The sequence below is a fragment of the Massilia genomosp. 1 genome (assembly GCF_011682185.1).
Taxonomy (GTDB): domain Bacteria; phylum Pseudomonadota; class Gammaproteobacteria; order Burkholderiales; family Burkholderiaceae_D; genus Telluria_A; species Telluria_A rubra.
In genome coordinates, this window is record NZ_WHJF01000180.1 from 1 (window position 1) to 6677 (window position 6677).

The 6677-nt window shown below is 55.4% G+C and carries 7 protein-coding genes; all 7 read right to left on the reverse strand.

Annotated features, from left to right (window positions below; all coding sequences use genetic code 11):
- Nucleotides 1-33: 33 nt before the first annotated feature.
- Complete coding sequence (locus F1735_RS32040) at nt 34-459, reverse strand: hypothetical protein (protein WP_167240868.1); 426 nt, start codon at nt 457-459, stop codon at nt 34-36.
- A complete protein-coding gene (locus tag F1735_RS32045; RefSeq protein WP_167240870.1) occupies nt 456-1490 on the reverse strand; it encodes a pesticin C-terminus-like muramidase in 1035 nt (344 codons plus the stop codon). The genes F1735_RS32040 and F1735_RS32045 overlap by 4 nt, the downstream gene beginning before the upstream one ends.
- Nucleotides 1480-1845, reverse strand: coding sequence for a hypothetical protein (locus F1735_RS32050; RefSeq protein WP_167240871.1), 366 nt, complete (start codon nt 1843-1845; stop codon nt 1480-1482). The genes F1735_RS32045 and F1735_RS32050 overlap by 11 nt, the downstream gene beginning before the upstream one ends.
- A 2-nt stretch (nt 1846-1847) precedes the next feature.
- On the reverse strand, nt 1848-2432 hold the full coding sequence (locus tag F1735_RS32055; protein WP_167240873.1) for a DUF4123 domain-containing protein: 585 nt from the start codon (nt 2430-2432) through the stop codon (nt 1848-1850).
- 2 nt (nt 2433-2434) lie between these two features.
- Nucleotides 2435-2770, reverse strand: coding sequence for a PAAR domain-containing protein (locus F1735_RS32060; RefSeq protein WP_167240875.1), 336 nt, complete (start codon nt 2768-2770; stop codon nt 2435-2437).
- Nucleotides 2771-2797: 27 nt separating this feature from the next.
- Complete coding sequence (locus F1735_RS32065; RefSeq protein ID WP_167240877.1) at nt 2798-5425, reverse strand: type VI secretion system Vgr family protein; 2628 nt, start codon at nt 5423-5425, stop codon at nt 2798-2800.
- Nucleotides 5426-5750: 325 nt separating this feature from the next.
- Nucleotides 5751-6677 (reverse strand): DUF4142 domain-containing protein (locus F1735_RS37040; protein WP_308628244.1); only part of this gene is annotated, 927 nt, incomplete at its 5' end.

Below are 6677 nucleotides of genomic sequence, written 5' to 3' on the forward strand. Positions count from 1 at the left end.
TCATGGTGTGGGCGTTTTGATTAAGCGTTAGAACTAAATCATGCCAGAAATGGGCGCCCACTCCCACCTTTTCGCTTGCGCTGCCAAGCAATTTTCATCCGTTCCGCTAGTTTTGCAAGAGGCTCTTTCTAAAGGCATTAGAAACGAAATGGACAAAGCCTCACCAACCGGACCCTCGAACTTCATTTTCTCAGTGTTGTAACTGCCCGGCATCACGACGGTGCCATCCCAATCAATCGCCAATCTCTGCCCCACCGGAAATGATGCAGATTTTCGCTGCAACTGGGTATCCAAATCGGTTGGAATCTCGCTGAATTCTCGAAAATCGTACGCTTCTACACGCCACGTTCCGGCAAATTGAACGGCGGGGTTTTCAAATTTCTTCATATGTGATTTTGCATTTGCAGAATTTAAGAGAAATATGATTGAAATGAAAATAGGAACAATTATTCGCTTCATTTACGGCTCCTCAATTTTTCTTTTTTGCCTCCCATAGCGGCCAACAGATATTCATATTCTCGCACTGTAGGAGGTATTTCTTTTCCATTTTGGTGAATAATTGCCATAATTAAATCCAAGTCCGGACTTCCTTTCTGATAACTATTCGAAAGAAGGGCCGTTTGCTGCTCAAGACTCAAGTTTAGAAATTTTTTACCGTGATTATGCGTAGCAAAGCCATCATATTTATCAATTGCTATCTTTAAGGCTTCTTCGTGGGCAACCTTATTTAAGAAATGTGACTCTTTCGCACTTAAGACCAGAGGATTTTCACGTAAAAATTTGCAAGCCTCACCTCCGAATTTTTGAAAATATGGCCGAATTTTTTCGTGCAATTCACTCAGCTCTTTTTCGGAAATTTTTTGCGACCCCATATTCCCTGCTTTCATTTTTGTCAAAAATATTTGAGCCGACGCCTGCCCCAGATCAACTCCAATTCCAATTGTGGCTCCCGATCTGTTATCTGGTTTCCCCTTGTAAAAACCAGCAAGCCGCGGGATTTCTTTCGTTGTTGTTTTGGAATAAAATTTGATGGTTGGGCGATCGTTTTTTAAATATGGCCACCATGGTATATATGCGACAGTATGTTCACCGCCTTCAAAGAAGGAAATTTTTTCAAAATCTATTTTTGTCCCGTAAGTTTCATTTATCTCTTCTCCCATAGATTTCGGGGCAATGATTTTTTTTGAAGTGTTGGAGGGGACACAACCAAAATGAGATACAGCACATTCTTTATTTGCTACAGCTTGGAGCATCCTTATTTTTTCGCTTATTTCCCTGGATAGAATAGTCGTGTCCGGATCTTTTTTCGCCAAGCCTTTTTGTTGTTTGTTTAACTTAGTCATTTCTAATCTGGCCAGCTTCGCATTTACTTGGCATGCCTTCGCTTCAGCAATCAAATTTCGCTCCTGTTGAAGCTCGTACTTATCGGCCTCAGAAAGATTTTCTTCCGTTCGGTCCGGGCGGGACGAGGCGGAAATTTTACGGGGCATGGTAAATAATTTCCTCTAGATAAATTTCAATCCAATTCCTGGCATAATTTACATTATTGGCTTGTGCATGAAATATGAAAAAGTCCGCAATGCACGCTACATCTTCATTGGAGCAATTTAGCGTTTTTGCTTGCAGTACAATTAACCCCAACAACGAAATAATATCTAGATTTTGCATGTTCTCGTTATAGCAAGCGAAATAGATCCATTGCAAATCCGCTACTAACGCAACAGCTGGGTAGCTCGTCGCATTCGGGTAGTCACTCGTGTACCACGCACGAACCATCAGTTGTGTCCAGACCCGGCAGTCTCTCCGCATGGCTCGTCTTTCCTGATCCTCTGTGAACTCGATCATGCTTATCCTGTTCTGTGTTGTTGAGTGCAGATATCTCGCACCTCAAATTGCATCTTCCCTGGATCAAAAATCCGGCTGATCAGCGTTGTCTTCTTCCCTACCAGCCCTATAATTTTCCCGCTACCGGCATCCTCAAAATAGATCGTGCGGCACGCACTTCCAAAGAACTGGCCCAGTTGTTCGTTATTCGCCATCCTCACAAACCGTGCAAACGCCCGCGCGTCGTAATAACGGAAGTAGCATTCCACGCCCTCGCTATTCCTGACGAAGCTGTTTTTCTTCAACTGAATTTTGAGGGCCTCGCACCCCGCGTCGGACTCCACCAGCATCGTCACGCCCCGATGCCAGACCTGCTCGATGAATGCCGCCGCATCCGGTCCGAACTGCGCGCAGGGAATCAGATACGGCGCCACGTTGCGCAGCGTGATTTCCTTGGTGCCGCTATACAGGCACTCGTGCGCCACACCATCGCGCTGCAAATCGGACAGCAAACCGTTGTCCGCCGCCGCGTCATACAAGGCATATAGCGTCCCGCTGCGCTCGCTGAGCAGCCGGTGCAGCGCCTTACGCGTGGCGTCGTCCGTCATCATCATTTCCCCGGCTGAACCGTCATCGCGCCAGCGTCGGCGGCCTCGATCAGGCAGGTTTCGTCCTTGTCCTTTCCAAACAACACCGTCATGCAGCCGCCGCTGATAATGCCGTGGCAGCTGACCCGGTCGCTCATGCACGCCGCCGGCTGGCCGTTGATCAGAACCGTCTTTTCACCCTCGACGATGGTGTCGCGCGCGCCGTTGTGCTGGACCTTGTCGCCAATGCGCGACGCGGGCAGACTTCCGATCAGCACATTGGCGCTGCCTTCCAGAATGGCGCCGCTTCCGCGCGGATGCGCCACGTCATCCGTTTGCCTGGCTGATGGTTTTCCCATGACTGACACCTCATCAAACTGAAACGATTAACTACCGCCGCCGCCTTTGCCGGCGCCCTTCATCACTGCCGACGCGCCGCCGACCACCGATCCCAGCACGCCGGCAATGGCGCCGACGTCGCCGTTCTTGACTGCTTTCGCCGTCTGCGCGAGATTCTTGAGTTCCTTGAATATGGCCAGGGGACTCATTTCTCCGCTCATCAGCTTTTCAAGGCCGGCATCCAAGCCGGACGTGCCCGTACCTGCGCAATCGACCAGCGACGATCCCGCAGTTGCCGCTGTATCCGCAGGCGCCTCCTTCTTCGGCCCCGGCGCAGCCGGCGCGGCTTTGGCGGCGCCGCAATTGAGCTGCACCAAGCCACCATCGGCATTGATTTGCGCACTGCCCTGCACATGAATCTGGGTCCCTTGCAAAAAAATGCTGCCATCGCTGCGCAGAACAATTTTGGCCGCGCCGCACACCAGTTCCAGATGCTCGCCCACCGAGGTGATATGACTCTGGCCGATCGTCCTGGTTTCCGTTTTACCAATGCTGGTTTCCTGGCTCTCGCCCACCGTCACCTTGCGCGATTTACCCACCGTCAGAAAGTCGCTCACCCCCACGGCGGTATTGCGCACCATCCCCACGATCAGCGAGTACGCAATGCCGATATTGGTCATGCGCGCCAGGCCGATATTTTCCAGATTGGCCATGCCGATGTTTTCTTTCTTCAGCTTCGCCACCTTGATCGACCAGTTTTTCCCGATCTTGTCGGACGCGTTATTGCGAACATGCTTGTCGCGGTTCTTGCCGATGGTGATGCGCTCGTTCTGATCGACCGTCTCGGTGCGGTTGCGGCCTATATGGATGGTTTCGTTCTGGCCCACGTCCTCATCGCGATGCTCGCCAATGCTGATAGTCTCGTTGTGATCAACCCGCTCGTTGCGGTTGCGATGAACCGTCATGGTTTCGTCGCGGTCGACCGTCTCGGTGCGGTCGCGCTTGATATGATTGGTTTCGTCGCGATCGACCGTTTTACGCCGGTCGTTGCCGACCCATTTGTCTTCGTCGTGCTCGACTTCGGTCAACTGGTCTTTTTCGGCATGCAGCCAGAGCTGCTCCGCGCCTTTCTTGTCTTCGAATCGCAGCGCATTGGCGTTGTCGTACGCCCCGCCGGGCGTGGAACGGGTCAGGATGCCGGACTGGGTTTTGTTATCGGGCAGCGTCCAGGGCGGCATGGTATTCACGTTCGGTACCATGCCGGTGATAATCGGCCGATCCGGATTGCCATCCATGAACTGCACCAGCACTTCAGTGCCGACGCGCGGAATGGTGGTCATGCCGAAATTGGCGCCAGCCCACGGCGTTGCAACGCGCAGCCAGGTGGAGCTTTTCTCGTCATTGCTACCCGCACGGTCCCAGTGAAACTGCACGCGCACGCGCCCGTATTCGTCGGTGTGAATTTCTTCACCGGCGGGACCGACCACGGTCGCGGTCTGGATGCCGTGAATGCGGGTGTCGCTGCTGTTATGCGCGCGCGGCGGGCGCCAGGTAATGATCTTGCGGATCGCCTTGAGCCGGTTCTCATAATGCGATGGTGTGGCGCCCTGGCGGTGGTAGTTATTGCTGGCGCTGTGATGGACTTCGGTAATCAGGAATTCGCGCGCCTGCGCGTCGTCGCCGGCCGTGGCGGCATCAAAGTGGCCGCACAGCCGGAACCAGCGGCCGGGCATGGCGTGCCGGTTATTGCCGCTGCCATCGAATTGCTTGCCGCCCGCTTCAAGCGCTTCGATCTGGCGCTGCGCGACTTCACGCGCATTGGCGCTGTTCTTGAAACCGTAAGCGCCGGCGTATTCGTACGATTCGATCTGCAGGACGTCGCCTTGCTGTTGAACCGTCGGCAACGAGGTGGTCGCGGGCTGGCCGGTCTTGAAATCATAGGATGCCAGCGCCACGCTGCCCTGCGTAATCCGGCGCCCGGGCGACCATTCGCCAATGCCATCCTCTTCGGCCGATCCGCCATAGCGCTGAAAAGCCACATCGGGATCGCCATCAATGGCGGGCGCGCTGGTCGAATCGTCCGAGAGCACCAATTTGTGACCATGTTCGGTATGCTCGAACCAGTACAAGATGCCCGCCGTCGCCCAGCGCCGTTCCAGGTAATTGCTGTCGGTCTCGCCGAACTGGCAGGCGTCGTTCATCACCGTCGTGGCGCCGCCAACCCGCCAGTCCCAATCGGCCAGATTGCCATAGTCGCTGAAAATGCTGGCGCTCTGCTGGTAAAGGGTGGTGTTATGAAACAGGTAGTTATCCTGGCGCATACCCAAGTAGTTATACCAGGGGCCGAGGCGCGCCTCGTAATAGGACACGCCGCCGTCGACCGTCTTCAGGCTGAATCCGAAAACAAGCCCGGTGAAATAGCGCATGCTGCCGTCCTTGCGCACCAGCTGCACGCACAGCATCTTTCCCTGCACGCTTTTGAGGGGGATATTCGGCTCATCCGACAGCAGCTCGACGATATAGTCGAAGGGACGCGACAAGCCTTCCGATGCTTCGATCGCGTTGACCAGCAACTGCGCCGCCGGCCCGTCGTCATGCGGAAACGAGAGCCGCAGCAGGCGGTCGTGCTGGCGGTCGCTGATCAAGTCGCGCAGGCTGTTCGGCGTTTCGCTCATGCCGGCATCGTCCCATCCGCCAGGTCATGGAGCAGGCTGCGGCAGGGTGCGGCGAAGGCGGCGGCTGGCATGAGTATCCCGAAAAGTTGAACGATTGGCGAACGCTGATGTCTGACTTTAGCTTCGCATTTCATCGCTCAGATGACGGGGCGCAACGTTTCCACATGGAATGTAAAACATGTCTGCCGTACGTGTCGGCGGGACTCAAACAGGAGGGGATTAGTGCGATAAATACGACAAACAGGGAACGCGCCACGGTGGCGATGCAAGCCCCCCACAGTCCGCACCCGTGCATATTGCACCGGTGCGGACGGCGATCAATGCCTTAGCGCTTGCCGGCGTTCTGCTCGTTTGCATCGCCCACAACAGGCGGTTTGACTCCGGCGGCGGGGGCCGGTGTTTTGGCGCCCACCTTCGCCGCGCCAGGCGCTGCGCCATGTCCGGCGCCGCCTGCCGACGTATGGTCGTTCGCTTCGCCCGTTACCGGGGCTTTGGCGCCTTTGGCGCCGCCCTTGGCGCCGGCCACGTCGCTAGCCGTGTGCAGGTGCTGTTCTACCGTCGGCAGCATTTTGGCGGCGAGGGCTTTGACGTCCGGGTCTTTGGCCTTGGCTTCAAATTTTTTCAACGCCGCGTGTACGGCCTTGTGATCGCCCACGCCCGCCTGGGCCATGTAGGCCTTGTCGAAGGCGTCGCCGTTCAGCTTGCCCAGCTTGGCGGCCATCGCCTTGTGTTTGCTGTCGAGTTCGGTCGGGAGTGTGACGCCTTTCGTTTGCGCCAGTTGCGTCACGTCGTTCAGGGCCTTGGTGTGGTCGTCAATCATTTGCTGGGCGAAGGTTTTGACTTGCGCACTCTGGCTGTTGGCCAGCGCCAGCTTGCCGGCCTCGATTTCCGCCATGTTGGCGCGCGCCATGTCGGCCACGATTTTCTGGTCCGCCTTGTTCAGCGCGCTCGCTGCGGGGGTGTTCATGGTCGCCGCGCCCGTCTGGGCGTAGCTGCTGGCAGGCAGGGCGAAAGCGGTGGCAACGGCGGCGCCGAGTACACATTTGATGAACGTCGTTTTCAGCATGCGGATCTCCTTGAGTAGTAATAGTGTCATTGAAACAATAACGCTGCGGAGCCAGTCTGGCCTGAATGTTGCACAAACCACCGCCGCAGCGCCGCTTTTCCGATGCAGGACCTTTTCAACTTGAATCGGAATGTCGCGGGCGATAGCGTCCCTACCCAATTGAACGGGACAGTCAATGAAGCGGTT